The sequence below is a fragment of the Paenibacillus sp. yr247 genome, from assembly GCF_900103825.1.
Taxonomy (GTDB): Bacteria; Bacillota; Bacilli; order Paenibacillales; family NBRC-103111; genus Paenibacillus_E.
In genome coordinates, this window is record NZ_FNIF01000002.1 from 1 (window position 1) to 26,982 (window position 26,982).

The following is a 26,982-nucleotide window of genomic DNA, read 5'->3' on the forward strand; positions in this document are numbered from 1 at the left end:
AGCATTCTCCATGCGTAAACGTTCTACTTCTGCCTGTAAAGCCTCGGATGAGCCTTCAACTGGAGTTGGTTTCTTTGTATCTTCTTTCATGGATGGACGCCCCTTTTTCTTTGATATGAGGGCGTCTATTCCACCTGCTTCGAATTGCCTCTTCCACTTAAGTACTGTGTAATCTGAAGACAAATTAAATCGAGCGGCGGTCTCATTGATAGATGCCCCAAATTCGTTCATGTAATTGAGTACATCTATTTTAAATTGAATCTCGTGATTTGTATACGAAGAGGTAATTCCTTCCTCTCCATGTTTTTGATAACGTAATACCCATCTTTTTAGTGGCGCAGTGCTCATATTTCGTTCTTCTGCAATTGTTTTATACGACGCTTTACCTTCTAGATAAGCCAGGACTGCCTCTAATTTCTCCTCGGTTGAATATTTAGCCAAAAAAACTGCACCTCCAATTGTTAGACTGTGTCTAACAATTGGGGTGCAGTTCACATTGCGGCAGCTCCTTTCGCTTATGCACGTTTATTTCAAGATAACGCCGATTCCGCAGATGACACCGTAAAAATAATAAAAGCCTATACACTTCCCCGAGAGGACTTGTATAGGCTTCATTATTTTATAACCATTAACCAATCCGCTGCATTTCTTCTTCACTAATCTCGAAATTAGCAAAAACGTCCTGCACATCGTCATTATCATCAAAAGCATCCATCATTTTAAGCAATTTTTCCGCATTTTCACCTTCCACATTAACCGTATTCTGTGGAAGCCAACGAACAGCTGCGGAGCTGAAACGGAAGCCTTCCTTCTCCAGCGAACCTTTGACGCTTTCGATTTCATGCGGATGTGTAATAATCTCAAAGCTCTCATCCGAAGTAGTCAAATCTTCAGCGCCGGCGTCAAGAACTTGCAGCATCAGCTCGTCCTCTTTCACTTCGAACTCCTCGCGATTCAGTACAAGAACGCCCTTCTCATCAAACATATACGCTACGCAGCCTGATTCACCCATATTTCCGCCGCGTTTATTAAATACAGCACGAACATCCGCAGCAGACCGATTTCGGTTATCTGTCAGACACTTTACCATGATGGCAACCCCGCCCGGACCATATCCCTCATAGAAAATTTCTTCGTATTCCACGTTATCGCCATCGCCTGTAGCTTTCTTGATGGCACGTTCGATATTATCATTTGGCATTTGAACCTGGCGTGCATTCATAATAGCCGTTTTCAATGCATAGTTAGCATCCGGATTTGATCCGCCTTTGCGGGCAGCAACATAAATCTCGCGCCCCAATTTAACAAATTGATTATTTTTGGCCTGATCGGCTTTTCCTTTACGGTCTTTAAACAATTTGAATTTCATTGGTTTAAACGCTCCCCTTATCATTTTGCCACTCTAGTTTACCATCCAGTCCCATTTCGGTCAAAGGAGAATCGCAAAAAAAGACAGCCCCGGTTGAACCCGGGAACTGTCTTTTTTTGTTTGTGCTATGACACTCTATTTATAAGTGGGAAATCCCAATTTCTTATAATTTGGTGACGTTAGCTGCTTGAGGACCACGGTTGCCTTGAGTAATATCAAACTCAACGGATTGGCCTTCTTCTAATGTTTTGAATCCTTCGCCCTGAATTGCGGAGAAGTGAACGAATACATCGTCGCCTCCATCAACAGAAATGAAACCGTAGCCTTTTTCTGCGTTAAACCATTTAACTGTACCTTTCAAATGAACAACCTCCTAAAAATATCGCCATCTGTGACGAATAAGGAAATTATACCATCTTAAGGGGGATAAATCAACGAAAAAAAAGGGACGGATAAGCTAATATTTGTTGATGTACCAACGTTTTCCTCTATGCAGAGGGGTGTTTAATTATGCATAAAAATTCATGAGAATTTGGCAAAAAAGGCAATCTCGCTACCCTTTTTTGAGCCGAAAACCCTTCCATTGCGAGCCCACTTATTAATTCTGAAAGTCTGCTATATTCGACTGTGCCAAAATTCAAAAGCGGATAAATACGCACTTCCCCGCCAGGCTTACAAACTCGAACCAGTTCATGAACCGCTGCTTGGTGAAACGCAAAGTCAAACTGTTCTTCATATAGAAAGAGAAAGTGACTGCATAAGACGAGATCGAAGCTTGCATCCTCAAATGGAAGCGAAGGGAGAAAAGACACATGATACCTCGATGCTGCATCATAACTGGAGTAATCCTTTACAAATCGCCTAAGACTCTCGACACGCCCTTTTCTGTGTTTCTCAATGGAACCATAATAACTCCAGTCATATACATCTTGGAGCTTCTCCATTTTGGCAGCAACAAGGTCGATCTCATGCAAACCATGCGCAGCAATAGCCTCAGCTGATTTCTCATACAGAGGATCAACCGCCTCTGAGAAAATACCTAACTGCCTCGCTTCTGTTGTAAATGAAGACGCGCCACCAGCTACGTCTAAGACGCGTTTTCCGATTAAATCTTCCGACCGCAAAATAAACATCTTCTCGTATTCCGCGTACGATCTTGAGGTCATGGCGACCCCAACCTGCTCATAAACACGCTTTTGCTCCATGCTCATCTCTCCTCTTCTCGGCTCATGTCTTCATTAAAACTGGCTCATCACCCATTCCCTCTGGAAAGGATTAGGAGGATTTTATCATGGGATCACCTAACCAAGCAACAGGAAAATCACGACTGCCTGTTTGGAAATAGCCTCTATTTGTGGTACGATTGCAAATATCTTTGAGTTCAATGTAGAAACGAGGAAAAACTGTGTCAAATCAACCTTTTAAGAAACATACCATCTACAAAAAAGACAAATGGAACATGCTGAATGTCGAGGTACAAGGCACTAAAATCGTACTGACAGAAATCACCGATCAATGGGGCGAAGAGTGTCACACCTTCATTGGACGACCAGCTATGATGCATTGGGCAAACGAGCGTTTTGCTAAGGATAAATTCCAAGGTACTGAAGAAGAATGGCAAGCCATTATGGATGCTTTCAAAGAAGTATAATCCTATGGTCAGAATGCCTTGACTTTCACATCCTGCCTTCTTATAATTAACGTATAAGTTCATAGTTTTTACTCCAAAGGGGAGTAGCTGATACAGTAAAGTCGTCAATTCGGATCCTCATCAGATCCCGGCTTTATTGGCAACGACAAACGTTGTTAGCAAGACCTTTGCCATGTTTATTGGTGAAGGTCTTTTTTGATGAATTAGAGCCTTCACCGGTCATCGGTGCTAGGCTCTATTTTTTTCAAAAATATGCTAAAGGGAGTGTTGGCTTATGGATTGGTTATCAACTGGCTTCTTCATCTCGTTACTCAGCATTATTCTCATTGACTTGGTACTTGCTGGGGATAACGCGATCGTCATCGGTATGGCTGCTCGCAATTTGAAAAAGGATACACAAAAGCAAGTCATTCTCTGGGGTATGCTAGGCGCCATCATCATTCGAGCACTGGCAACATTAGTCGTCGTTACGCTTTTGAAAATTCCTGGCCTTCTTTTAGCAGGGGGTATCCTGCTCCTCTGGATTTCGTATAAGCTTCTTAGTGAAAAGAAAAATCACGAACAGGTTCAGGCCAAAGAGAGCATGTGGGCGGCCATTCGGACGATTGTTATTGCTGATGCGGTTATGGGTCTCGATAATGTTATCGCTGTAGCCGGCGCTGCCCATGGTGATTTCCTACTTGTCATTATTGGCCTGCTGGTAAGTGTACCTATTGTTGTCTGGGGCAGTACGCTGTTCATCAAATGGATTGAGACATATCCGTGGATCATTTACATCGGTGCAGGTGTGCTCGTATTGACCGCAGGAAAAATGATTACCGGTGAGAGGTTCCTTGCCCCTTATTTCGATTCTAACCCGCTTGGCAAATGGTTGTTTATAGGTTTACTTATCGTCGTTGTGCTTGCAGCTGGAAAATGGTCGAAAATGGTTGGCTACCTGGTGGAAGTCGGGGATCGCGGTCAGCTTACACTTCCTAAGGAATTAAGTGACGAAGCACACATAGTTCCTGAAGATCGCTTTACGGTCAAAATGGATTCCCGTGGCAAACTAATTCTAGTCAAGGCTGAGGAGGATGAAAACCCGGGCGAAACTATGCAGCATGCCGGCTGAAAAAGGAGTTTCCCTTTACACAGCGAAAGTTACTATCATGCGTTAATGAGCAAGTGTCATATTCTATAGGGATAAGGATGATTCTACAATGACCGATTCCGGATCTATACTCACATTTATACTTGTATCCTTCTGCCTATCCATCATTTTGATTATGAAAAAAGACAGTCTTCCGGCACAAATGAAACGATACCTAGCCTTGTTGGCGATTGTAATGGTCTCGTTATCCTTTGTACTTATCTTAATCAGCTTCTTTGGAGCCGGAAAGTAAATTTACTTTCTTCCAGCTTTTTCATATAATCATAAATGAATGAGTTAACGGTCATACTAGGTGAAAACCATGTTATGGGATTTTATCAAGCTCTCTCCACATGGGTAAATGCCGGGAGCGTGACCGTAATGCGCTGGATCTATGTGACTGCGGCAATGGGACTTCTTCTGAGCTCGATCCCAGCAGCCGATTTACATGCAAAAGAAAATAGGTTACCCCAATCTCAAAACAAGGACAGGAGGGCTTCGATGACTCAACTATTGGAACGTAAGCAAGTACCGGCCGAGCACCGCTGGAATCTGGAGGATTTATTTCCCGATCAGAAGGCTTGGGAAAAGGAATTTCAGAATGTGAAGAACTCGCTTGGCAAGATTAGCGCCTTCCAAGGAAAACTTAGCGATCCCGCTACGGTTAAGCAATGTTTCCAGTTAGAAGATGAGGTCTCTGTGAAAACAGAAAGACTGTATGTTTATGCCAATATGAAACACCATGAAGATACCGCAGAACCCACCTACCAGGCCTTATCGGATAAAGCAAAAAAAATTAGCGTCGAAGTGGGAGAAGCGCTCTCCTTTGTTTCGCCTGAAATTCTAAGTTTATCGGATGAAAAACTGCAGCAGCTGGTGAATGATCCTTCTTTATCTTTCTATAAAGACACACTCGAAGAAATGATTCGTCAGAAGCCGCATACGCTATCGAAGGATCAGGAAGCTTTGCTTGCCCAAGCTGGTAATATGGCTGGTGCGCCTAGCACGATCTTCGGTATGCTGAATAATGCCGATTTGAAATTTCCGAAGATTAAGAACGAAAAAGGCGAGGAAGTCGAACTCACACACGGAAGTTACATACAATTCCTAGAGAGCCGTGATCCTGAAATACGGAAAAATGCGTTCCATGCTGTCTACGAAACTTACCGCAGTCATAAGAATACAATTGGCGCTACACTCAGCGCGAATATAAATAAAAATATTTTTTATGCCAAGGCTCGTCACTATCCCTCCGTTCTGGAATCCACTCTCTTTGGGGATAACATCAAGAAGGAAGTGTACACGAACTTAATTTCCACTATTCACGACTCTCTGCCGCAGTTGCAGCGTTATTTGAAGCTTCGCAAGAAGCTGCTTAAAGTCGATGAATTACATATGTATGACCTGTTCGCGCCGCTGGTTGAAGAGTTCAAAATGGATATCACCTACCAGCAGGCCAAAGAAGAAATCAAGAAAAGCTTAGCTCCACTGGGCGAAAACTACTTGAAAATTCTTCAAGAAGGCTTCGATAACCACTGGATCGATGTGTACGAGAACAAGAACAAGCGTAACGGCGCGTACAGCTGGGGTGCCTATGGCACGCATCCTTACGTGCTGCTAAATCATAAAGACAACTTGAACAGTATGTTCACATTGACACATGAAATGGGTCATGCCATTCATTCGTATTTGTCCGACGAGAACCAGGAGTACCGCTATGCGCAGTATACGATCTTCCTTGCGGAAGTCGCTTCTACGCTTAATGAGGCACTGCTCATGGACTATTTATTGAAACGTGTAACCGATCCGAAAGAGAAGCTCTATCTGCTTACATACTACGCCGATCAGTTCCGGACCACGGTATTCCGTCAGACAATGTTTGCCGAATTCGAAATGATTACACACGAGAAATCCGAAAAAGGGGACTCCCTGACACCGCAAGAGTTCAGCGAAATCTACTACGGCTTGAATAAGCTGTACCATGGGAATGACATGGTCGTGGATCAGGATATCGAGATGGAATGGGCTCGTATTCCTCACTTCTATAACAGCTTCTATGTGTACAAATATGCGACGGGCTTCTCAGCGGCAACCAGCTTTGCAAAGCAAATCCTAGATGAAGGCCAGCCTGCGGTTGATCGTTACCTGGGCTTCCTGAAGAGCGGCGGCAGCGACTACTCGCTGAACATCCTGAAGAAGGCCGGCGTAGATATGTCCACACCGGAGCCTATCAAGCAAGCAATGAGTGTCTTCAGCTCATTACTTGATCAGATGGAAGAGCTAACAAAGTAATTATTCAGAGGAAGGTTGAAGGCGTAAGCTTTCAACCTTTTTCCTTATGAAAGGATGAATGATGGATGAAAATGCAATGGATTCTTATTTCAGCTTTAGTATTCGCTCTCATAACGGCTGTTTTTGCGGTCGTCAATGTCGAACCGGTCCAAGTCAACTTCATGTTCGGACAGACGTCCACACCGTTGATCCTTGTCATTTTAACATCCACCTTATTAGGCGGCCTGATTGTCGGACTTTTCGGAATGGTCCGTCAGTATAAACTGCAGCGTAAAGTTCGGCAGCTTGAGAAACAGCTGCAGGATGCCTTATTCCCCCCTGCGCCCCCACATGCGGCACAGGACTCAGAACATACCGAACCAAACACTTCAACGGTTCATTAAGCATGCCAAACAACCTTGTTGCACATTTTGGCAGCAGGGTTGTTATTTTACACATAAGCGCTTAATAATAGGCATACAGTTCCTCCGACTAGCGAGGAGACCGCATTTACCACATCATTGGTCATCATTCCCATACCGCGAATTTGAACGGCTCTTTGCTTACAATGGACCTGCTTTTCGATTGTTTTCCCGCAAACCTTGCAGCGAAACATGACCTGCCACGTTGCCCCGAGCCAAGAATCGGCTAAAGAACCTATCAAGCCTGAAACAGCACAAAGTGTGACTAACACTAAAAGTGTCCCCGCCTCATTTCCCGGTTCTCCCATCTGATTAAACCATCCACCAATCAAACCAATGAAGGCTCCTCCCAGCAAGGAGGCCAGCAGCCCTAATCCAGTTACGCCACCTGAAGTACCCGTAGGGACACGCTTTCCGTTTATAATCGAACGCGGTGTAGACAAGCTCATCCCACCGATTTCGGTAGCCCAAGTATCTGCATTAACAGTTGCCATAACCCCAACAAATAACATCCACCAAGCTGGATCTGGCCATACCGCATTCGCTATACATAGCACTAAACCAAGACCGCCATTCGCAGCAACTTGGCCGGCATCTCGTCTTCCACCTTTGGCATATCCGCTTTCCGCTGCGGTTTTACGTTGATGCTTGAGTTTAGATAATAATGTGGAAGAAACGAAAAAAGCGATAAGTGTCCCAAACCAAGCTAAACTGCCCAGTGCAAACATCGCCGTTCCGAGCACTACTGCAGAAACAAATCCAGATAAGGCTAGGGATCTCTTCCAGTATGCTGCGCCCGCGATAAGCAAGCTTCCCGCTAAACCCCAAATCCACGCCATATGCAGTCCTCCTCTTTTTCCATATATTACATAATACATTTCATTGACGCTTCATAAATATTTCAACAATCACTATTATTGTATCATAGTCCTTTTCGAGTCTTCAGGCATATAATCTTCACATTAATTTTCGACAAAATCATTTGCCGGCCATCCTCCGTGTTCGTGATCAATATTCCGATGCTGCATTAGATCCAACCGAAGTTTAACCTAATCAAAAAGGGCACTTCTCTCAGGTCATAATGACTTTAAGAGACTGCCCTTTGTTGTTATACGTGAATTGTAACCGCTCCGAATACTTCTTCTCCCCATAACAGCTCCAAGCGATCACCGTCACGCACAGGACCTACCCCTTCAGGAGTACCTGTGTAAATGATATCGCCAGCGCCTAAACCATAATGTTTTGCAATGTAATCAATGATCGTTTGCAGATCGAAGATCATATTGCTAATGTTGCCGTTCTGAACAACGTTTCCATTCTGGCGCAGCTGGAAGTTGGCTTCTGTAAGTTTTGAAGTTCCTGGAAATGGACGGAATGTACTGATTGGCGCAGACTTCAGAAAGCCTTTGGCAGGCAGCCAAGGCTGACCCTTCTTCTTGATTACGTTCTGAACGTCTCTGAGTGTGAAGTCTATGCCTAGCGCATACTTGTCAACAATCTCATCTACTTGGATGCCTTCTGAATAAGGTTTAGCGATATGTAGGACCAACTCGGTTTCAAAGTGAATCTCACCTTGATCACCGGGAAGAGTTAACTCTCCCCCATTTATTTGGGCAAGCGCATGAGTCGGTTTGGTGAAAATCATCGGTTGATCAGGAACATCATTCCCCAGTTCGGCGGCATGTGCCCGGTAGTTGCGTCCTACGCAGTAAATATTGCGAATAGCTTCTGTCATGTTGTTTACTCCTCATCTTATTTCTTACTAACATTTCCTTGCGTATCCACTTGAGCACCATGGGAGATTTGACTCAATCGCTGAAACAGCTTGGCGCCATCCTCTATACTCATCGGTGTAGGCAGTGCTGATTTGGTCAAAATCGGAACAAGATGGATGCTGCATGACGTGTCCTTCGAGCATGCAGCCTCTAAAATAACCGTCTCCCAAGTCTTAGGGTTATCATTCGTCGTAAAAATGAAGTTGCCTAAACTATATGCAATCCATTTGCCTTTGTATTGCTCAAAACCTTGTAATACATGCGGGTGACCGCCAACGACCAAATCAGCGCCGGCATCGATATAACGATGGGCCAAATCGGTCTGATTCTTATCAGGCTGATCGCTTCTTTCTATGCCCCAGTGGGTAACGACAACGACGAGATCAGCTTCGGCTTTTGCTTTCTGAATCGCTTCGACGGGCAGCTTGTAGTTATAAGTTTCTGCTACGCCGAGATGGCCAGGACCCGCTTTCCAGGAAGCCTCAGGAACAACACGGCTGAAGCCGAAGAAGGCGATCTTCACGCCATCCTTTTCCACGATGACCGGCTTGTATGCTTCTTCCAAATCTTTGCCAGCTCCCATTCGCTTGACACCCTCTTGATCTAGAGCGTCCATCGTATCCAGCAAACCTTCCGGACCATAATCCATCACATGGTTATTTGCTAAATTAACGAGATCAATGCCTGAAGCCTTCAGTGCAGGTAATGCGAGAGGTGAAGAACGATAGACGTAATCCTTATTTTGAACTGTACCTTTAGTCGTTATAGGTGTTTCTAAATTTGCAATGGTATAATCCGGCTTGCTCAGAAAGTCTTTCACATTGGTATAAGGATAATCATAGCCATTTTGTTTCAAAATATCTTCCACTTTGGAAGCCAGCAGCACATCACCCACAAAAGATAACTTCACTTGCCCCCCACTGCCTGCAGGTTTATCCGATGCGGCAGGCGTTGGCGTTGCGATTACGGCGTTAGCCGGAGACTCTGGGCTAGGCTTCGCGCTTGGCTGTGTACTCGGTGAACTCGTCGGTTTGGCCGGTTGAGGCGAATCAATAGGTATAGGTGATGATGCTGACTCTGTCTTTTCAGCTGTTTTGCTGTTCGATGTCCAATAGGAAGCGCCAATGCCGATGGCTAAGCAAGCGGCAGCGGCAAGTGTGAGTCCCCCCATCACTTTGAGCGGAGTCTTGTTCTGAAAACGCTCTTTTTTCGGTTTACGGTGACGATCTTGTCTGGATTCCATTCAAAAAATTCCCCTTTCCCCCTACAAATTATAGCAGAAGAATCACCCATTGGGTAATAGTAAGACACTCTCATTTTCAGATTCAAATCCATGTGGTATAACAGAAGCATTAACATGACCAACCGAGGTTATTAAAGAAAGGGAACGAAAATGTTGGAGAAAATCGCAATCATTTCGGATATTCACGGGAATTTACCTGCACTGGAAGCCGTCCTAGTAGATATCAAACGCCGTGGCATTGAGCGCATCATTTGTTTGGGCGACCTTGTCGGCAAAGGTCCTGATTCAGCTGCTGTCGTTGACCGTGTTAAAGTAGTATGTGAATCCGTTGTTCAGGGAAACTGGGACTTGGGTATTACCCTTCCGCAGGATCAGTCTGCCGGCTTGTGGCATCAGCAGCAGCTTGGTATCGATAGGCTGGCTTATTTGGAACAGCTGCCTTTTTCCGTTGATTTGTATCTAAGCGGCAAATTGTTCCGACTTTTCCACGCTTCTGCGCAAAGCGTCTATCATCGATTGAAACGTAAAGCCTCCAAGGAGGAGCGTCTCGCGATGTTTCAAAATACGGAGATGACAGGTAAGGCAGCTAATGGAAAGCAGCCCGATATTGTTGGTTACGGGGACATTCATATTCCTTATCTAATAACGATCAAGAACCCATCGGAGAAGAGCTCTCAGAATCACGTAAGCAGCGGTCTGATGCTTTTTAATGTAGGAAGCGTGGGAACACCTTATGACGGCATTCCTCAAGCCTGTTACTGCATTCTGGAGGGGGAAACTGCAGGCATTGAACAAGCTGGTTTTGCGATTCAATTCGTACGTGTACCATATGACATTGAACGCGCTGTTGGCTTGGCTTACGCCGCTCAAATGCCGGAAAGCCAGAGGTATGAACATGAGATTACGACGGGGTTGGTTTATAAATAAAATGATTTTCGCCAGAAGTAAACATGGGAAATACTTCCACTATATGATAATATAGGTGTATTGCTTAAAAGTGAGGATGCCATCCATGAAGTTGAACTGGCGCAAAATTGTGATGATCGTCGTATGTGCAGAGTTATTGTTTATCTATTGGAACAGCATCAGCGCTCTTCCTTTCAAAAAGCAACAAACCACTCATCCTATTTCCACACCACAACCTGTGCCGCCTCTAACACAGCTAAAACCAGTCACTCCAGGAAAATTAAGCGAAGTTGACTTACATATCATAGAGCAAAAAGCATCTTAAGCAGGCAAATGAAAAAAGCGCTATAAGCAATCGTTAGCTTACAGCGCTTTTTAGCCTGCATAGAAAAAAAGTCCCAAGTACTGCCATTTTCCAATCAACAACCAAATGGCTTAATAGCTGTGTTACTTCACACGTGCTAATGCTAAGCCATCATAGGCAGGAAGGATCGTGCTTTCCAATCGCGGATCGGCAGCGATTCGTTGGTTGAATGTACGCATCGCTTGGATTGAATCTTTGGTTTGGTTCGCGTCGACGACTTTCCCCCGCATCAGCGTATTATCTCCAGCTATAACGGCGCCTGGGTTTGCAAGCTTGATTGCGAGCTCCAAATAGTTCGGGTAATTAACTTTGTCCGCGTCGATAAAAAAGAAATCAAATCGCTCCCCCTGCTCAAGAAGCTCGTTAAGGTGCACTAGCGCTTCGCCAATTCGATACTCAACCAGCTCGCCGAGTCCCGCATCTGTAACATTTTGCTTAGCCACATCGGCAAAATCTTGTTTTAACTCTAGTGAAATGAGCTTACCGCCCTCTTTCAAGCCTCTTGCCAAACAAATCCCGCTATAGCCGCCTAAAGCACCAATTTCCAACACCTTCGTAGCGCCAGTTATCGTGACCAGCATAGTAAGCAGTCTGCCGTATCCAGGTGCGATAGATATCTCGGGCATATTATGGGTACGTATGACTTCCTTAACTCGCTCTAGAACTGCATCTTCCTCGTATAAACCTTCCAAATAGCTTTCGGCTGTTATCGTTTCCATGTAGTGTTCCTCCTTTGGGTTTTCGTAAGAAAACTAGCATCGTAAGCATACGCAGAAAAGAAATCTAAGCTTGCACTTTGCAGGTCTCGTTTGTAAGTGTAACCTATTTGTCCTATACTTGTTAATTGTATGAGTTTTATGAGCGATGCACAACCCGGATGGAAGGAATCTAAACATGCCACAACAAATTGAATTAATCGCAACTTGCCCGATGGGACTTGAGGCTATCGTTGCTCGCGAAATCCGTGATCTTGGCTACAATGAGGTAACCGTCGAGAATGGACGTGTCCGCTTTCTTGGAGACGAACTGGCCATTTCCCGTACCAACCTCTGGTTGAGGACCGCTGATCGCATCCTGGTTCTCATGGGCCAATTTAAAGCCCTGACTTTCGACGAGCTGTTCGAAGGCACGAAGGCGCTCGACTGGCCAGACTGGATTCCGAACGATGCTGAATTCCCTGTAGAAGGGCGTTCCCATAAGTCACAATTATCCAGCGTTCCTGCTTGCCAAGGAATCGTGAAAAAAGCTGTCGTGGAGAAGTTAAAGCTCCGCTGCGGTACGGAGTGGTTCCCCGAGAACGGAGCACGTTACGTTATCGAAGTCGCGCTCCTGAACGATATTGCGACGCTGACAATCGACACAACCGGCGCCAGTTTACACAAGCGCGGCTATCGCAAGCTCGTGACCGAAGCGCCACTAAAGGAGACCATGGCGGCTGCGATGATCCTACTGAGCCGCTGGAAGGTCGACCGGCCGCTCTACGACCCGTTCTGCGGGTCAGGAACCATCCCAATCGAGGCTGCGATGATCGGATGGAACATCGCTCCAGGCCTGCGGCGCAGCTTCCCAAGCGAGGCGTGGGGCAATATTCCCCGCAAGCTGTGGGACAAGGCTCGCGACGAAGCCTTCGATGCTGTCCGTGACGATGTTCCGCTGAACATCATCGGCAGTGACATTGACCCCTCTGCCATCGAAGTGGCAGAGGCCGCCGCGAAGGCCGCCGGCTTGACCAAGCAGTTCCAGCTTCGCGTGGAACCTGTGGCCAAGGCCCGCCCGCGCGGCGACTATGGCTGCTTGATCACCAACCCTCCCTATGGGGAGCGGCTTGGTGAAGCGCAAGATGTTGAGCTGGCGCTGCGCCAGCTCGGTGCACTTACCGCTCCAATGCCCTCCTGGAGCATGTTCATCTTAAGCCCGAGCACACAGCTCGAGCACTACATGAACCGCCGCGCAGATAAGAAGCGCAAGCTATTTAACGGACGGATCGAGTGTAACCTGTTCCAGTACCTTGGTCCACTTCCTCCGCGCAAACCAACGGATAACAAGTAATAGACAAAAAATCCCTCAATCGCTTATCCGACCTGACTGCGTATCGGCAGTGGCAATGGTCAGACCAAGTTATTGAGGGATTTATTTTATAAACAAGAACCAAATCAATATCGCCCAGAAGGGAATGGACACAAGAATACTCCATAGGCAGCCTTTGGCAAACTGTAGCTTCGGCTCCTGCTCTGTCCTTTCTTGGAGATCATTTCGCATGTTCCACCAACTCCAAAGGCAGCCCATCGGGATCTGCAAAAAACGTGTAGCGGTCACCGGTAATTGGATCGATTCTCACCGACTCTACTGCAATTCCCTTACCCTCTAGTTCTTTTACACTTTGCTCCATATTCAGAACAACAAAAGCCAAATGCCTAAGACCGCGTGCCTCAGGCTGGTTAACTCTTAGCGGAGGATTCGGAAAAGAAAACAACTCGATCTGCTGCTCCGTCTCCCCTATGCGCAAATCCAGCTTATAGGAGTCTCGTTCTGCACGATAAGTTTCATGTAAAACAGTTAACCCAAGTAAATCGACATAGAAATGTTTCGCATTCCGGGAACTCCCCATCCTGCGGCTCGTTTTACTTATTTTATCCGTCTGCTCTCATCGTTTCAACAATTTTATTCATTACTTCCCCTGCGTGCTCATAATCCACTTGGCAAGTACCAGCTGCATGGTGACCGCCTCCACCGTTTTGGAGCTCAAGTCGTATAATTCCCATACAGCAAATGAACAAAAAAAAAGACCGGCTAGCCTAGACAGGCTGTACCGTTCTTAATTTGGAAGACAAGCATTGGAAAAGTCGATTCAAAAATGCTTCAATTTGTGACATCGGCGGCATTTTTACAGATAGCTTTACTTCGCCCTTCCAATAGAAAATTAATATGCTGTTGCTTCTTCCGTGAAACATTTCAACATCCCAACAAGCTTCGTTTAACGCGTATTCTTCTCGATTAATCATAAGCTTTGGTCCATCCGAGGATGGCACCAAACGGGCAACATGATTACCACATAGCGAAGTCACTTTTTGTTCTTCATGTAGTTCAAACTGCATGCTGCTTGGTCCTCCTTTTATTCTTACATAATTTTTGTTGTTATGACAGAGAAAAACCCCACCATAATGAACCGATCGGAGGGGTTCTAATGTTGAATTCCCAATCGTTCGGCAGCTGGCTGGCAGCGTGTCCTGCTCAGGACAAGGAAGCCCCTTTAGCTTTGCGTCACTGACTTTCGTCAGCTTTGCCTTTGTCGAGATGTAAAGCAAGATGTATCGAAAGCGTGAGTAAGAAATATCTATACTCTCAAGGATAAGTGAAGTTGTTTTGAATTCGAATAGTGCTGAAGAACTAATTTTGCAATTTTTTTCAAAAATTTTCATTTTTCGACGTATTTTTTACCAACCTTTGGCGATTCGTGCCTTTCCAATAGAAAAAGGAGCCCGTTATAGTCAAAATGGCCATTAAAATATACAGCGTATTTCCACCATAAGAAACGAGCAAAAACCCACCCACCCATGGTCCCATAAAGTGACCTACGTTCGTTAATGTTTGAGCGCCAAAATAAGTACCGCGCATTTGCTCGGGAGCTAATTTATCAATCAGCATGTTAGCGGCGGGGTAATTTAAGATTTCGCCAAGTGTAAAAATCCCCATTGAAAGGATGAGCCATACCAGCGAATGGGAAAATGCAAAGCCAATATCCCCTAATGCGAACATCACGTTACCAAATATGATGGCAGCAATGGGCGTGTGCTTTTCGGCAATACGCGTAAGAGGAATCTGCATGGCAATGACGACGATCGCATTTACACTCATCAGGACAGCAAACATTTTCACTCCATCTGCAAAACTCTGTTCCAAATACTGTGAAAGTGTTACCATCACCTGCGAGTAACCGATAGCTCCGATAATACCGCCAAAGATATAGAAGCGAAAGGTCATATCACTGCGAATTACCCGCAAAGCCGAGCCAAAGGTAACCGATGATTTCTTCTCACCCTCAATTTTTTTAATCCCAAAAGCAATGAGAAGTGCATACAGCGTAACCGCATAAATAAAATAAACGATTCCTGTAAGTATAAAAGGCAGTGCACCGTTCCATGTTGCAAAAAAAGCACCTAATAAGGGCCCGACGGCAACACCGACATTTATGGCCATATAACGCATCGAAAATACTTTTAGTCTCTTAGCCGGTTCAGTCAAATCCGCCATCAAGGCCTGCGACACAGGCTCGTAAAAGGAGCGGCACAAGCCGTTCAGCATATTGAGCAGCATGAACAGGATCGGTAATTTGACAACGCCGAAACCTAAGAACACGAAAGACCAGCCGAAAAGAGCTGCCAGCATGATGATGCGTCTTCCGAATCGATCCGATAAGGTACCGCCAATAAAACCGCCCATTGTTCCAGCCAAGGCTCCCATTCCAATGACGATCCCGATCATAACCGCGCTCATCGACGTATGTCTGGCTAAATAAATCGCAAGGAAAGGTAAACTCATGGAAGACGCCGCCCTAGCCATAACGGTTCCAAGGATTAACGTATGTACAATGGGATGATAAGAACCAAGAAAACCACGTAACCGATTCATGAGAAAGGACTCCTCTCGCTGCTTAATTTACCGAAGGTCAATGAAACGAGCATCGAAATCCAATTATACACGAAAAATGACGATACGTGTCTCACTTTTCTACATTTTTCGATTTTATGGGAGTTCGGAAGTTCGAGCAGAATCTGGTTCGGGTCTTTGACAGTGTATGGGGGGGCAGGTACGGATGCGGATGGGGAAGTTTCTCGGTAAGAGTTGATGTAAAAAGTGCATCTGAATTCGTAAAAGTGACTCATTTTGCTTGTAATCCTGCATTTTGTGCATCAAATTCAGTTCAGATCTGGCTTTTGAGCCAGAAACAGCTAATATTGATGTAGTTTTTGCAGGTTCTGCCTACCGATTGGGAGCTCGAGCACAAAAAACCTGCACTCTTTACAGTAAGGTTACCTGCAATGAAGGCTCGGCAAGTTACCCGCATAAGAACCCTCGGCATTGTTACAATCAAAGGAAGGCTCGGCCTCCTCATTTTGTTCAAACAAAAACACTCTCCGCTGGAAAGTGTTCATTCAATGTCTCCTAGCTCCCGTTACTTCGTCAAGCTGGGGAAATTCGGCTGGATTTCCACATCCTCAGCTTGCCTTAGCTGCTGCAACCAGAGCCGCAGCTCGATCCCGATGAGCATGAAGAGCCTGAGCTGCAGTTGCTGCCTCCGCCTCCGCTATTATCGCCAAAGCTTTCGCCGCTATTTCCAGAGCTGCCGCAACTTGATGAAGAACAACTGCTTTGCTTGTCTTTTTGAGCATCCATATCATTCTCTGGCCAATACGAGTTCATGCCGCCTGTAAAGTCACTTGGATCATGGATGGAGAAGAACATCATTGCTCCCGCCATATACACCAAAATGTTCGGGCCTGCTAACGAATTCTTCCAGCCTGTATCCTCAAAGCTGCGGCTGTTCGCTGAATGTCTAGCTTCATTAATGGCTTGGGCAATTAGCATACGGACTGTCTCTGCGACCTCTGGATACCGTTTCGCCTGCTCCAAATCGAACCAGCGCTCGGCGATTTCTTCCTCATTGCCTCCACAAAGCAGATCTGTTCGTTCCCTATCCAGCGGGTTACGAAAAAAACCGTTCCAGCAGCGAGCACTAGTTGGAGCGAATTCGAACAAATGTGCGTATATCCAGTCAAACCAAGCACGTTCACCCGGCATTTGCTTCAGTTCACGTTCAGGAGAATGATGAATAACGCCACCTGCGAATTGCTCCCCAAACCGCTGATATTCTCTTGTAAACATCAACATCTCATGCCATATCTCATCGATTGCGGTGCTAAACATCGGTGTTTGTTTCAAAATGAGATTCATTAAGAAAAATCGTTTTAACTCAAACCATTTACAGGCAAATTCGTCATCCGACATGTTCGGATTCCCTGCTTTTACACGGTATTGGAGTCTTTCTACATAATCAAGTGGAAGTGCGCTATTCAGCTTAGCAATGATTCGTTCTAACGGAATACCTTCTAGCAAACCAAGCCCTTGAGGAAGCTCCGAAGCACGATAGTTCGGTTTGAATTTCCCGACAAGGCTTCGCTTGGACGGTTTGGGTGATTTTCGAAATAAAAAACGAAACATAGGGCATCCCTCCTTATTTCCAATATAACACATTCATGTAAACGGCAGAATAACGCCTGTTGGAAAAGATTGTATTTTACACCTATAATGGAGGAAAGGAGGTGCCTAATGATGAAAATTGCAGTTACGGGCGGCAGCGGCTTTATTGGTAAACGATTGATTTCTCATTTGCATCAGCAAGGTCATGAAGTTATCAATATCTCACGTTCTCCCAAAGCTGTCGTTCATGATGTTCGCACCGTAACTTGGGATCAACTGCAGTCTAATTGGGCTGAATTTGCAGGTCTTGATGCCATCGTAAATTTGGCTGGCGAGTCGATTAATCAGCGTTGGACAGCTGCGGCCAAAGAACGTATTGTTGAGTCTCGTCTAAAGGCAGCAAAGCGAGTGGCCCACCTCGTAGAACGCATGGAAATTAAGCCCGTTGTCATTAATGCTTCAGGAATGTCCGTATACGGTACTTCAGAGACGGCAACCTTCGACGAACGAAGTCCGCAACGATCTGTAGATTTCTTGTCGAGTGTAGTTGAAAAGTGGGAACACGCGGCTGATCAGATACAAGGATCACGGATTGTGAAAGTCCGTATAGGACTTGTACTAGACGGCAAGGAAGGTGCATTCCCAAAGATGGCATTCCCTTATAAACTTGGTGTTGGCGGCCCCATAGGCAGCGGTAATCAATGGCTCTCATGGATTCACATCGATGATATGGTGAGGCTCATTGATTTCTGTATCCAAAACGAAGCGATTATCGGTCCTGTAAATGCCACAGCGCCGAATCCGGTCACGAATAGGGAGTTCGGACAGGCATTAGCCAAAGCAATGAGGAGACCGAATCTATTCCCGCTTCCTGCTTTTTTCATGAAGCTGATTTTCGGCGAGTTATCTACGCTTCTCTTGAAAGTTCAAAAAGTACTCCCGAGGGTACTGCTTGAGCAAGGCTTTACGTTTAAATATTCATCCGTTAATAAAGCACTCGCTGATATTGTATGAGTTCAAAAATAAAACCCAAATCCTCGAGAGCAACTCGAAGATCTGGGTTTTCGTTTACTCTTTATTTTGTAGATAAGTCATCCTGTTATGCGCCATAAACGGCAAATAGGGCTGCAAGTACGTTCGTGCAGTATTAGAGGGGAATATAAAATTTGTAAAATCCCAAAAAAAAGCTTTTCAAACCAATTAAAATTGTATACAATTAATTTGTATGAAATAATTATAAGAAGGTGACCCTCTTGAACGTTCATCAATTTACTGTGCAGACGATCCGCGGGGAAGAAAAATCTCTCGCCGACTACAAAGGTCAAGTGCTGCTGATTGTAAATACCGCAACAAAATGTGGATTCGCGCCTCAATTCAAAGGACTTCAAGAGCTCCATGACACATATAAGGAACAAGGCTTTAGCGTTCTAGGATTTCCATGCAATCAATTCAAGGATCAGGAGCCCGGCGATGACGCTCAAGTAGAGCAAGCTTGCCAAATTAATTTTGGAGTCAACTTCCCGTTGTTCTCCAAAATCAATGTAAACGGTGCAGACGCCCATCCGCTGTACCGCCACCTTAAACAACAGGCTTCCGGTCTATTCGGCTCAAGCATCAAATGGAATTTCACGAAATTCTTAGTTGATCAGCAAGGCAATGTGATTAAACGCTTCCCGCCTACTACTACACCAAGTAAAATAGAGAGCCAAATTCGAAAGCTCATAGAGAAATCTGCCGTTCATGCTTAATTTCGTGTGAATGAATAAAAGCATCCGACCCACGAAGTGGACGGATGCTTTTTGCTATTTCACATATTTCTTTGCTTTTTCAATTGCTTCGTCTTCTGTTGCTGCTGTCACATAGCGGCCATTTATGAAAATAAAAGCAAACCTGGAACAAGGACCGCAATAGGATTTGCAGGCTACTTTGACTTCAGCGTCAGGTGCAATGACACTTAGTTTAGAAAGGGCGGACTTCACTTTCATGTGTTTGCATTTATCACAAATGCGAATATCATTACGCATTAGTGATCCCCGAGATTCCCCTTGCTTGGGTTCGTAATCATGAAGCCTTCTTCCGGTGTATAGAAGTAATCAATACGTATGCCATCCAGCAATGGTTCGTTTTTATCTAACAAAACATCAATTCCCTTATCCGTGTTTACAAGGATGTCATCTGCTGATTTATCGTCAAGACCCAAACCATAGTGAGCATGGTCACCGTGCTTATGAGTCACTTGAACGCGAACCATTAATCCTTTGTTTTCTTCTTTATCAAGCTCCAATTGAAGTACTTTTGCTGCATTACGAGAAATTTTGACTTTCATATGTACACATCTCCTGAAACTATAATTTTATTTCTTATTGTAAAGAATCTAAGGCACGAAATCAACCTTTGTCCAAGGATACATCGTTTAGCTGTTTACAAAGTCTACAACGATCCTCACTATTGCTAATTCAGTAAACGAACTTTAAAATACATAGTAGTGACAACAAATAGCACTAATTACATGTTGGTAACTTACTTACTTAGAGGTTAGTGCACATGGATATCTAAATTGAAAGGAAGCGATCTTATGTCAACCCTTGAGAATGAAAAAGTCGCTCCACTCAGTAACTATGTTCCTAAAGTGCCCAAAGAAATTGAATGCTCCATTGAAAGAACACTTGAAGTGATTGGTGGAAAATGGGCCTTTCTAGTGCTTCGCGAATTATTTTGCGGAACGAGGCGTTTCGGCGAGCTGCAGCGTCAGGTAACGGGGATCAGCCCTAAGTCATTAACCGATATCCTTCGTCATCTCGAAGAGCATGGCGTCTTAGAACGTATGGCTTACCCTACCGTTCCTGTAACTGTCGAGTATACACTGACACCGAAAGGCCAGGATTTGCATCAAATATTAAAAGAAATGAAGCTATGGTCAGCAAAGTGGACATAATGAATGAATATCACCAGAGGAGTGGGACCCCAATGATCACCATCAAATCGAAAGAACAAATTGAAAAAATGGGCAGAGCCGGACGCATACTTGCTGACTGCCATAAAGAGATTGCCAAACTGATTCGCCCCGGTATAACGTCATGGGAAATCGACCAGTTTGTGGAGGGCTTTCTGGCTAAGCACGGAGCTACACCTGAGCAAAAGGGATATCACGGTTATCCCTACGCCACTTGCGCATCCGTCAACGATGTAATCTGTCACGGTTTTCCGAAGAAGGAGCCACTCCATGACGGCGATATCGTGACCATTGACATGGTCGTACGAATTGATGGTTGGTTGGCGGACTCTGCCTGGTCATATGCTGTTGGCAGCATCTCCCCCATTGCTGAGAAATTGCTGAAAGTAACGAAGGAATCGCTGTACAAAGGGATTGAACAAGCGATTCCCGGCAACCGTATCGGAGATGTGTCTCATGCCATCCAAGTATACGCGGAATCACAAGGCTTTTCCGTTGTGAGAGATTTTATCGGACATGGGATTGGCTCAGAAATGCATGAAGAACCGCAAGTGCCTCATTATGGACCTGCCGGTAAAGGACCGCGTATTAAAGAAGGCATGGTGTTCACAATTGAACCGATGCTAAATGTCGGTAAATACCATTCCAAAGTAGATCAAGATGGTTGGACAGCAAGAACCTATGACGGCAGTCTATCTGCTCAATATGAGCACACGATTGCCATTACGAGCCAAGGACCGATAATTTTGACGGAACAATAATGATCCCGGAGGAACATGCATGATTTCTTTTTACAAGAAATATTGGAGAACAGCCTTTGACATTGCTCTCATTGTTCTAACCGTCTATTTATTCATGCTGTTATTCAGCTATCTGTATCGCATCGCCACACCTATCTTTCTGGCTCTGATCATTTTCATGATGATCGAGCCATTTGCTAGGTTTCTGAATCGCAAAGGGATGCGTAAGTCGATCGCCTCGGCGATTTCAACCTTGGTATTCGTCCTTATCATCCTAGGCGCACTAACCGGTGCTGCTGTCATTTTCACAAGCCAGATTATGAGCCTTGTCGATAAAGTGGACGAGTATCAATCCGTATTCAATGATCAAATCGTACATAAAATCAGTGAATTGAATGATCGTTTCCAAACGCTGCCTCCTGATGTGATAGTGAAAGCCAAAGATTATGCGGGGCAATTCGCTGGAAATGCCTCCAAATTCATCATAGCTTTCTTATCAGGATTAGTCGCCTCTCTGACTTCCTTCTCAACCTTCATGTTCAACTTCATAGTCGGTATTATATTGGCCTACTTCCTAAGCATTGAAATCGATTCTTGGAAACGCCATGCCAGTGAAAAGACACCAAAAACCTTTAAATCCGTCTTCTTTTTCCTCAAGGAGAATGTCGTGAAGGGTATCGTATCATACATAAAAGCGCAAGCAAAACTGATCACATTGACGTTCATTGTTGTATTTTTTGCCTTGCTCCTGCTCGGCGTTAATAACGCCTTCTCGATCTCGCTGTTATCAGCCATATTCGATGTGCTGCCACTACTCGGCGTTTCGACTTTGTTCATTCCATGGATTATTTACTTGTTTATTGTTGGTCAAACTACACTCGCGATTTGGCTTAGCGCCTTACTCCTTGTCGTTATTCTTGTCAGACAAATCATGGAGCCTAAGATTACCGGGGAGTCGCTCGGGGTATCTGCATTCACAACGTTAGCTTTCATGATTATATCCCTTTCTTTATTTGGATTTGCGGGGGTTATCCTTTCACCTGTACTGATCATTCTGATCAAAGCCCTTTATACGCAAGGCTACATTCAGCGTTGGATTCGTAAGCCGGAAGACGAATATGTCCAAGGAAAAATCCCGTATAACGGACCGTAATAAAAAGATCTGCCATCCACATTTCACACTTGGATGGCAGATCTTTTTATTTTACACGCGATATATACTTCTGGGGTGATTTACGAATCGGATTTACCTACCTATTGTGTGTTCGAAGGGGAAAAAGCACTCCGAATGGCAGAATATTTTCTGCAATTTTGAGTGCTTTTTCTTTGCCAAGCAGCTAAGTCTCCGACAATCTTTTCTAATAAATAGGTCTTAATAACCCTTGTTTAACCTTACATGATATGTTATATTAAAAGTGCGACAAATCAAGGTTTTCTCTCCAAAAAGTTGACATAGGAGTGATGAAAATGAACCACAATACCGTGCAAATTCCCCAAGGTGAAGAAATTATTCGTGTAGAAATGACAGTTAAGGAAGCGCTTGCATTAACAGGTGCTAAGTTTAACCAAAACCACAAATTAGAAACCGATGCGATCAAGAAGGTTAAACAAACACTTGAAAATAAATTGCTGACGTCTCAACGTTAATCCTTTCAACCATCAGAGCTCAAAACCCTTCAAACGATTTCTAATCGTTCGTGGGGCTTTTTATTTTTTATCGTATCAAATTCAGGCGAATGCTTATAATAAACTCGGACCGCAAAAAAACCTGATTCCAAGGAGTGAACAACATGTCAGAAGGCCATAAGCAGCAAGGACACGCCAAACAGAATACAACTAAACGCACCCATGATCGGAGCAGCAAAAAGGGTAAGAAATAACCACATGATAAATTAGGAGGCCGAAATATGCTCGATAATTTAGAAAGCAATTACGACTGTGCGAATGCAGGCTCTGATCTCCACAAATTAATACAAGAACTTGAACAGTTCCAAGGGCCAGAAGAGCAACGGAACCGGCTTGAGAACCAGATCCATTTTATTCAGAATAAGTGCTCTATCCCACATGAACATACTCCTAAGTAAAGAAAGTCCATGCCCTAGAAATCGGGGCGTGGACTTTTCACTTCAATTAATTGATTTTTCTTCTTGTCAAAATACAGGGAACCCCTTTACCCACGGCTCCCGGCTGTGACATCAAGGCCAAATATCGAAGTCCTCTTGCGCATTGCGTTTTACAAACCGCGCAAGTGGAAGATTCTACAAGTCTCATCGTGTACTGCTCTCTGGATGAAAGTACTTTCTTCTTCTTGATTACCTTGCCCTTCCCTTTAGGTGCCATATCCACGCCTCCCAACAGTCTCCTAACTTCAGTATATGAAGTCTGGGCGGAACGGTTCATTGAGGGCATGGTCTAGTTCATGTTACTTGTCTAACGGTTAACGACTTGTAAATCCATGGCCGTCAGTAGAATCGGAACCATCTCTTCATAGAGCGTTGCGAAAGATTCAACAGGCAAGGGATTAACACCAACTCCCACTTCAATGGTAAATCCAGGTTTACGAAATTGCTGGATGAACCAGTCCTTGTACCCGGCGTCACTGTCAACCAGTTTAACTGCCTGGTAGCCGCTGGCCAGAGCTAAACGCTCAGCAAAAGCCTCCGACTCTGAAGGTTCATAATCGCGATAATTCCAATAAATCTCCCTACCTTGTGTATGCAGTGCGACAACGAGTTCAAATGGATGACATTCTGTAAAATGGGCTAAGGCTATTGCTTCTGGCTCTGTCAGCGGCGCAACTCCACCATAATCACGCTCACCTGGCCCGGGCTGCCCTCTTCGTGCAGCCTCTTCTTCCCAGTGAGCAGGAAATTGGTCATTGAGGTCAACACCACGGATATTCGCCTTCCAATTACTGAAATCCGGTGATCCTCCGTTCCAGTCCAGCAGCGTCTCTCGAAATGGATGTTCGTCATTAACGCCGTGCAGCACAAGCTCCACACCATCCGGATTCACCATGGGTACAACCCATAGCGAATACTCCGATAAGAGGCGTCTAATGTTGCTTCCCTGCCATGCGGTCCCTCTTGCATAGGAGCAGGCGAGATCTTCCACGAATTGCATTAAAAGCGGTGTCGTGATCCACTCATTCGCATGGAACGATGCGTTAATATGAAGCTCTTTCGCACCTTGACCGATTCGCAGAGCAGGTATGCTTTTTCCCATGACACTCTCGCCTATGACTTCGAAGTGAAGAAAAGGATATATCTTGCCTAGCCGGTTCAGTTCTTCACAAAGTGTCCAATACCCGTATCCTAACATGCGACCACCTCACAGCTCTTTTACTTACTTCGTAGGATATGAATATGCCCGCAGTCTTAGAATCATGCGGCCATACGTAACGCCGCGGCTGGACATAAAAAAATAGACCCATCCGGGTCTATTCGCACCACTCATAGAATATTGGGTACCTGCCAGACGACTGGTGTGATCGATATTTGCTCTTTGAGCCAGTTCTGAGCAATTGTCATGAATAATTCGGGCTCACCGCTGCAGAAGAATTGATGGATGGGAAGCAGCCCCGATGTTGCCAGCATGTCGTGGTGGTACAGGATCGTACTGATCTCTCTGGCCGTTTCGTCTGCCGAAGAAATCAAACGTACATCCGGTCCCATGACACTGGAAATGGTCTCCATCAGGAACGGATAATGGGTGCAGCCCAGAATTAAGCAATCTATCGGCTTGCCAATAAGCGGGCTCAACGATTGTTCAACAATCGCTTGAGCACTTTCCGCACCGAAAAGCCCTTTTTCTACGAAAGGCGCTAGCAGCGGGCAAGCTTCGCTAAACACCTGAATGTTCGGAGAAATCAATCTTAACTCTTGTTCATATGCTTTGCTGCGTATCGTTCCTTCCGTACCGATAACCCCAATAATGCCGCTTCGTGTATTTTTGATCGCTGCTCTCGCCCCTGGCGAAATAACACCAAGAACGGGAATCGATACCCGTTCACGAATATCTTCTATGGCAACAGCGGTTGCCGTATTACAAGCAATAACAATCATTTTAGGATTAAATTGAATTAAGTAATCAACGATTTGCCGAGTGAATGTGCGGACTTCTCCAGCAGATCGGGGACCATACGGACTTCGTGCTGTATCTCCGAAATAAATCACTTTTTCTTGCGGCAGCTGTCTCATGACTTCTTTTACTACAGTTAATCCTCCGACTCCGGAGTCCAGTACGGCTATCGCTTGCTGCACACCTATCCGCTTCCTTTGCCGGTTAATGAATTACGGAACCATATGGATAGAATATGAACGTCCAAGCTCAAAGGTACCTAGATTAACGTATCAGATTTCTGGTCTGTCACCTAATTTTTAGACTGGAGTTCACTCACAATTCCGAATTCGTAGCCTTTCTTCTTGATCTCTTTACAGATACGAGCCAGCGCCTGCATATTTTCTAAAGATCCCTGATGCATCAGAATCACATTACCATCATGCAAATTATTCATAATGTCATTGTAAGGATCCTCGGCTCCGTTCGCTCTCGGTTCCCAATCTCGCATAGCCGTCGACCAGAACACAGATGTATAGCCCATACTGGATACTAAGTTCAAATTATGTAGATTGAAATGCCCATAAGGAAAGCGGAAATATTTCTCGACCTCTTTACCCGTAAGTTGTTTATATAACGCTTCGAAATCCGTAATTTCTTTGCGAATCTGATCATCGGACATGTCATTAAAGTCGTTATGCGTCATTGTATGGTTGGCAACAAAATGGCCATCAGCAACGACCTTTTTCAAATAATCCGGATTTTTCTTAATGTTATTACCTGAAATAAAAAAGTTAGCTTTCACGCCGTTTTCTTTCAGTGATTTAAGCATCAGATCGACTTCAATCAGCGGGCCTCCGGCATCGATGGTTAAGTAAACCTTCTTACCTGTCCCAACCCAGACGGCTTTCTGATCCGCGGTGAAGGATTTCGTTTCTTTTGGAAAATCGGGAACTTGCCCCGTTTTCTTTTTCATGTAATACCACGAATAAGGTACCCGATCGCCTGTTACTGACTTCGTTTTTGCATAGTCGCCTATGACGGCCGGCTTCTGTGATGCGGTTGGCGCAGGGGCTGTCGTTGGCTGAGAGGCCGCCCTTGGGGCTGGTGTAGGATCAGGCTTCGGTATTGGAGTAATTATAGGTTTAGGAGTTGCCATTGCCGCTTTTTGGGTTGCTTGCAGCGCAGTGGTTTGGGCTTGATTGGTGGCTGGGGATAGCAGGCTTTTGTCTGCACAACCGATCAATGATGCGCTAAGCAGGATCAGTAGTGCAGCACTTTTGGTAATTGGCGTCATCATAGCACCTCGTTTGGGATGAATACTTTCGGTATTCATTTCGACAGCGCTAGACAAATTACCTGCCTATTTCGGAGAGGTGGTGGTCATTTCGTAGCTCGGTATGTCAAATATTGAAGAATCGTAATGAGGATAAAGGCCGTTCCTGCCAGCATAGGAATAGTGATAAAACCTAACCAGTTCAAGTAATCCACATCACATGGAATAGGACCGCAAGCCGCCCCTGATTCATGAAAAACACCCGATTGGAGTAGAACATGGTAGACGGAAATGCAAGCTCCCCAAATCGTCAAAGGCAAAACATAGATCGTTAGTTTGTAATCTCTGCGGACGGCTGCTATACCCAGGATAACCACCAATGGATACATCAGAATGCGTTGATACCAGCATAATTTACAAGGTAAAAAGTTCATAATCTCTGAGAAATAAAGGCTTCCTAATGTAGCTATTAACGCTAGAAGCCAAGATAGGTGCATGCCATTATCTCGTAACCATTTTTTTGACATTAGTGCTCGTCCTCCCCTTCCCCACTATTATAGAAAAATATAGAAAGGAAGTCTAACAAGACGTAATACTTTTCTTTTCTGTTCATCGAAAACTGCTGC

The 26,982-nt window shown here is 44.9% G+C and carries 35 protein-coding genes and 1 riboswitch; of the genes, 15 read left to right on the forward strand and 20 right to left on the reverse strand.

The window, feature by feature from the left end; genetic code table 11:
• From BLT91_RS04595 to BLT91_RS04610, 4 genes are all read right to left on the reverse strand, one after another.
• The coding region (locus tag BLT91_RS04595; protein ID WP_141224930.1) for a helix-turn-helix domain-containing protein at window positions 1–441 on the reverse strand (441 nt) is incomplete at its 3' end.
• 187 nt (window positions 442–628) lie between these two features.
• Entirely contained in the window at window positions 629–1,369 is a 741-nt protein-coding gene (locus BLT91_RS04600) for a YebC/PmpR family DNA-binding transcriptional regulator (RefSeq protein ID WP_090817333.1), read from the reverse strand.
• A gap of 163 nt (window positions 1,370–1,532) precedes the next feature.
• Window positions 1,533–1,730, reverse strand: a complete 198-nt coding sequence (locus BLT91_RS04605) for a cold shock domain-containing protein (RefSeq protein ID WP_028556542.1) — start codon at window positions 1,728–1,730, stop codon at window positions 1,533–1,535.
• A gap of 127 nt (window positions 1,731–1,857) precedes the next feature.
• Window positions 1,858–2,574: a class I SAM-dependent methyltransferase gene (locus BLT91_RS04610; protein ID WP_090817336.1), complete on the reverse strand. Its 717-nt coding sequence runs from the start codon at window positions 2,572–2,574 to the stop codon at window positions 1,858–1,860.
• 254 nt (window positions 2,575–2,828) lie between these two features.
• On the opposite strand from BLT91_RS04610, the gene BLT91_RS04615 reads away from it, so the two are divergent.
• The 5 genes from BLT91_RS04615 to BLT91_RS04635 all read left to right on the forward strand — a co-directional run bounded on the left by BLT91_RS04615 (window position 2,829) and on the right by BLT91_RS04635 (window position 6,824).
• Entirely contained in the window at window positions 2,829–3,020 is a 192-nt protein-coding gene (locus BLT91_RS04615) for a hypothetical protein (protein WP_090819676.1), read from the forward strand.
• A 274-nt stretch (window positions 3,021–3,294) separates the two neighbouring features.
• Window positions 3,295–4,131, forward strand: coding sequence for a TerC family protein (locus tag BLT91_RS04620; protein ID WP_090817339.1), 837 nt, complete (start codon window positions 3,295–3,297; stop codon window positions 4,129–4,131).
• 88 nt (window positions 4,132–4,219) lie between these two features.
• On the forward strand, window positions 4,220–4,402 hold the full coding sequence (locus BLT91_RS04625) for a hypothetical protein (protein WP_090817342.1): 183 nt from the start codon (window positions 4,220–4,222) through the stop codon (window positions 4,400–4,402).
• A 248-nt stretch (window positions 4,403–4,650) separates the two neighbouring features.
• The gene (gene pepF / locus BLT91_RS04630) at window positions 4,651–6,441 is read left to right on the forward strand and encodes an oligoendopeptidase F (protein WP_254776838.1); all 1,791 of its coding nucleotides are present in this window, start codon (window positions 4,651–4,653) and stop codon (window positions 6,439–6,441) included.
• 65 nt (window positions 6,442–6,506) lie between these two features.
• Window positions 6,507–6,824 carry a LapA family protein gene (locus BLT91_RS04635; protein WP_090817345.1) on the forward strand — a complete coding sequence of 106 codons (318 nt, stop codon included), beginning with the start codon at window positions 6,507–6,509 and terminating at the stop codon, window positions 6,822–6,824.
• A 47-nt stretch (window positions 6,825–6,871) separates the two neighbouring features.
• On the opposite strand, the gene BLT91_RS04640 is transcribed toward BLT91_RS04635, so the two are convergent.
• From BLT91_RS04640 to BLT91_RS04650, 3 genes are all read right to left on the reverse strand, one after another.
• Window positions 6,872–7,681 (reverse strand): DUF92 domain-containing protein, encoded by an 810-nt coding sequence (locus tag BLT91_RS04640; RefSeq protein WP_090817348.1) that lies wholly within the window; start codon window positions 7,679–7,681, stop codon window positions 6,872–6,874.
• Between the two features lie 269 nt (window positions 7,682–7,950).
• Window positions 7,951–8,577: a fumarylacetoacetate hydrolase family protein gene (locus tag BLT91_RS04645; RefSeq protein WP_090817352.1), complete on the reverse strand. Its 627-nt coding sequence runs from the start codon at window positions 8,575–8,577 to the stop codon at window positions 7,951–7,953.
• A 17-nt stretch (window positions 8,578–8,594) separates the two neighbouring features.
• On the reverse strand, window positions 8,595–9,860 hold the full coding sequence (locus tag BLT91_RS04650; RefSeq protein ID WP_254776794.1) for a CapA family protein: 1,266 nt from the start codon (window positions 9,858–9,860) through the stop codon (window positions 8,595–8,597).
• 153 nt (window positions 9,861–10,013) lie between these two features.
• Here BLT91_RS04650 and BLT91_RS04655 point away from each other — a divergent pair, with 153 nt between their 5' ends.
• Window positions 10,014–10,787 (forward strand): metallophosphoesterase family protein, encoded by a 774-nt coding sequence (locus tag BLT91_RS04655; RefSeq protein WP_090819685.1) that lies wholly within the window; start codon window positions 10,014–10,016, stop codon window positions 10,785–10,787.
• An 85-nt stretch (window positions 10,788–10,872) separates the two neighbouring features.
• A complete protein-coding gene (locus BLT91_RS04660) occupies window positions 10,873–11,091 on the forward strand; it encodes a hypothetical protein (protein ID WP_090817355.1) in 219 nt (72 codons plus the stop codon).
• Window positions 11,092–11,213: 122 nt separating this feature from the next.
• Here BLT91_RS04660 and BLT91_RS04665 read toward each other — a convergent pair whose 3' ends face one another.
• On the reverse strand, window positions 11,214–11,849 hold the full coding sequence (locus tag BLT91_RS04665; protein WP_090817358.1) for an O-methyltransferase: 636 nt from the start codon (window positions 11,847–11,849) through the stop codon (window positions 11,214–11,216).
• 175 nt (window positions 11,850–12,024) lie between these two features.
• On the opposite strand from BLT91_RS04665, the gene BLT91_RS04670 reads away from it, so the two are divergent.
• Entirely contained in the window at window positions 12,025–13,179 is a 1,155-nt protein-coding gene (locus BLT91_RS04670; protein ID WP_090817361.1) for a THUMP domain-containing class I SAM-dependent RNA methyltransferase, read from the forward strand.
• Window positions 13,180–13,378: 199 nt separating this feature from the next.
• On the opposite strand, the gene BLT91_RS04675 is transcribed toward BLT91_RS04670, so the two are convergent.
• From BLT91_RS04675 to BLT91_RS04690, 5 genes are all read right to left on the reverse strand, one after another.
• The gene (locus tag BLT91_RS04675) at window positions 13,379–13,738 is read right to left on the reverse strand and encodes an SMU1112c/YaeR family gloxylase I-like metalloprotein (protein WP_090817364.1); all 360 of its coding nucleotides are present in this window, start codon (window positions 13,736–13,738) and stop codon (window positions 13,379–13,381) included.
• 22 nt (window positions 13,739–13,760) lie between these two features.
• Window positions 13,761–13,892, reverse strand: a complete 132-nt coding sequence (locus BLT91_RS33440) for a hypothetical protein (RefSeq protein WP_302847456.1) — start codon at window positions 13,890–13,892, stop codon at window positions 13,761–13,763.
• Window positions 13,893–13,925: 33 nt separating this feature from the next.
• The gene (locus BLT91_RS04680) at window positions 13,926–14,225 is read right to left on the reverse strand and encodes a hypothetical protein (RefSeq protein WP_090817366.1); all 300 of its coding nucleotides are present in this window, start codon (window positions 14,223–14,225) and stop codon (window positions 13,926–13,928) included.
• 107 nt (window positions 14,226–14,332) lie between these two features.
• Window positions 14,333–14,425: riboswitch (cyclic di-GMP riboswitch) on the reverse strand.
• 110 nt (window positions 14,426–14,535) lie between these two features.
• Window positions 14,536–15,759, reverse strand: a complete 1,224-nt coding sequence (locus BLT91_RS04685; protein ID WP_090817369.1) for an MDR family MFS transporter — start codon at window positions 15,757–15,759, stop codon at window positions 14,536–14,538.
• A 597-nt stretch (window positions 15,760–16,356) separates the two neighbouring features.
• Window positions 16,357–17,349 carry a glycine-rich domain-containing protein gene (locus BLT91_RS04690; protein ID WP_090817372.1) on the reverse strand — a complete coding sequence of 331 codons (993 nt, stop codon included), beginning with the start codon at window positions 17,347–17,349 and terminating at the stop codon, window positions 16,357–16,359.
• A 108-nt stretch (window positions 17,350–17,457) separates the two neighbouring features.
• Here BLT91_RS04690 and BLT91_RS04695 point away from each other — a divergent pair, with 108 nt between their 5' ends.
• A complete protein-coding gene (locus BLT91_RS04695) occupies window positions 17,458–18,342 on the forward strand; it encodes a TIGR01777 family oxidoreductase (protein WP_368086775.1) in 885 nt (294 codons plus the stop codon).
• Window positions 18,343–18,581: 239 nt separating this feature from the next.
• Complete coding sequence (locus BLT91_RS04700; protein ID WP_090817374.1) at window positions 18,582–19,076, forward strand: glutathione peroxidase; 495 nt, start codon at window positions 18,582–18,584, stop codon at window positions 19,074–19,076.
• A gap of 54 nt (window positions 19,077–19,130) precedes the next feature.
• Here the strand turns inward: BLT91_RS04700 and BLT91_RS04705 are convergent, their stop codons facing one another.
• Both BLT91_RS04705 and BLT91_RS04710 read right to left on the reverse strand, forming a co-directional pair.
• Window positions 19,131–19,352 carry a YuzB family protein gene (locus tag BLT91_RS04705; RefSeq protein WP_090817377.1) on the reverse strand — a complete coding sequence of 74 codons (222 nt, stop codon included), beginning with the start codon at window positions 19,350–19,352 and terminating at the stop codon, window positions 19,131–19,133.
• Window positions 19,352–19,654, reverse strand: a complete 303-nt coding sequence (locus BLT91_RS04710; RefSeq protein ID WP_090817379.1) for a heme biosynthesis protein HemY — start codon at window positions 19,652–19,654, stop codon at window positions 19,352–19,354. Before BLT91_RS04710 ends, BLT91_RS04705 begins: the two co-directional genes overlap by 1 nt.
• Before the next feature lie 249 nt (window positions 19,655–19,903).
• Between BLT91_RS04710 and BLT91_RS04715 the strand changes: the two genes are divergently transcribed.
• The 5 genes from BLT91_RS04715 (at window position 19,904) to BLT91_RS04735 (ending at window position 23,105) form a co-directional block, all read left to right on the forward strand.
• On the forward strand, window positions 19,904–20,263 hold the full coding sequence (locus BLT91_RS04715) for a winged helix-turn-helix transcriptional regulator (RefSeq protein ID WP_090817382.1): 360 nt from the start codon (window positions 19,904–19,906) through the stop codon (window positions 20,261–20,263).
• Between the two features lie 32 nt (window positions 20,264–20,295).
• Window positions 20,296–21,042, forward strand: a complete 747-nt coding sequence (gene map, locus BLT91_RS04720) for a type I methionyl aminopeptidase (RefSeq protein ID WP_090817385.1) — start codon at window positions 20,296–20,298, stop codon at window positions 21,040–21,042.
• A 19-nt stretch (window positions 21,043–21,061) separates the two neighbouring features.
• The gene (gene ytvI, locus BLT91_RS04725) at window positions 21,062–22,174 is read left to right on the forward strand and encodes a sporulation integral membrane protein YtvI (protein ID WP_090817388.1); all 1,113 of its coding nucleotides are present in this window, start codon (window positions 21,062–21,064) and stop codon (window positions 22,172–22,174) included.
• Window positions 22,175–22,488: 314 nt separating this feature from the next.
• Window positions 22,489–22,668 (forward strand): hypothetical protein, encoded by a 180-nt coding sequence (locus BLT91_RS04730; RefSeq protein WP_090817391.1) that lies wholly within the window; start codon window positions 22,489–22,491, stop codon window positions 22,666–22,668.
• 260 nt (window positions 22,669–22,928) lie between these two features.
• Window positions 22,929–23,105 (forward strand): DUF2524 domain-containing protein, encoded by a 177-nt coding sequence (locus tag BLT91_RS04735; protein ID WP_090817394.1) that lies wholly within the window; start codon window positions 22,929–22,931, stop codon window positions 23,103–23,105.
• Window positions 23,106–23,151: 46 nt separating this feature from the next.
• Here BLT91_RS04735 and BLT91_RS04740 read toward each other — a convergent pair whose 3' ends face one another.
• The 5 genes from BLT91_RS04740 to BLT91_RS04760 form a co-directional block, all read right to left on the reverse strand.
• Window positions 23,152–23,361, reverse strand: coding sequence for a hypothetical protein (locus BLT91_RS04740; RefSeq protein WP_090817397.1), 210 nt, complete (start codon window positions 23,359–23,361; stop codon window positions 23,152–23,154).
• 90 nt (window positions 23,362–23,451) lie between these two features.
• Window positions 23,452–24,342, reverse strand: coding sequence for a M14 family metallopeptidase (locus BLT91_RS04745; RefSeq protein ID WP_090817405.1), 891 nt, complete (start codon window positions 24,340–24,342; stop codon window positions 23,452–23,454).
• 131 nt (window positions 24,343–24,473) lie between these two features.
• Window positions 24,474–25,283 (reverse strand): glutamate racemase, encoded by an 810-nt coding sequence (gene racE / locus BLT91_RS04750; protein ID WP_090817408.1) that lies wholly within the window; start codon window positions 25,281–25,283, stop codon window positions 24,474–24,476.
• 110 nt (window positions 25,284–25,393) lie between these two features.
• Window positions 25,394–26,434 carry a polysaccharide deacetylase family protein gene (locus BLT91_RS33445; RefSeq protein WP_302847457.1) on the reverse strand — a complete coding sequence of 347 codons (1,041 nt, stop codon included), beginning with the start codon at window positions 26,432–26,434 and terminating at the stop codon, window positions 25,394–25,396.
• Window positions 26,435–26,463: 29 nt separating this feature from the next.
• Window positions 26,464–26,883 (reverse strand): disulfide oxidoreductase, encoded by a 420-nt coding sequence (locus BLT91_RS04760; protein WP_090817414.1) that lies wholly within the window; start codon window positions 26,881–26,883, stop codon window positions 26,464–26,466.
• Between the last annotated feature and the right edge of the window lie 99 nt (window positions 26,884–26,982).